Source organism: Aureibaculum marinum (genome assembly GCF_003813905.1).
In the GTDB taxonomy this organism is placed as follows: Bacteria; Bacteroidota; Bacteroidia; order Flavobacteriales; family Flavobacteriaceae; genus Aureibaculum; species Aureibaculum marinum.
Window position 1 is genome coordinate 1 of sequence record NZ_RPFJ01000094.1, and the last position, 362, is coordinate 362.

General features: G+C 37.3%; 1 protein-coding gene. It reads right to left on the reverse strand.

From position 1 onward, the window contains the following. Positions 1-362 (reverse strand): PorP/SprF family type IX secretion system membrane protein (locus EGM88_RS15055; protein ID WP_148084100.1); only part of this gene is annotated, 362 nt, incomplete at both ends.

The following is a 362-nucleotide window of genomic DNA, read 5'->3' on the forward strand; positions in this document are numbered from 1 at the left end:
CCTTTTAATCCAAAAGCCAAACGCCCTTCTTCTGATAATGTTACTGTATAACTTACATCTGCATATACATTGGTCTCTTTTACTGGTCCATGTTCATCTAATATGGCTGAAAAACCTCCTCCTAAATTCTTACCTAATGGGGCATGTATCGCCATAGTCGCTGTTTTGGGTGCTCCTTCTATACCTACCCACTGCAAGCGGCCTAGTAAACCTATACTTAATGTCCCTCGTGAACCTGCATAAGCCGGATTTACAATATTCATATTGTACATGTATTGGGTATATTGAGGATCTTGTTGACTATGCCCTTCAATTGTACATAATCCTAATATTATTAGTAAAATTACTGATATTATTCTCAT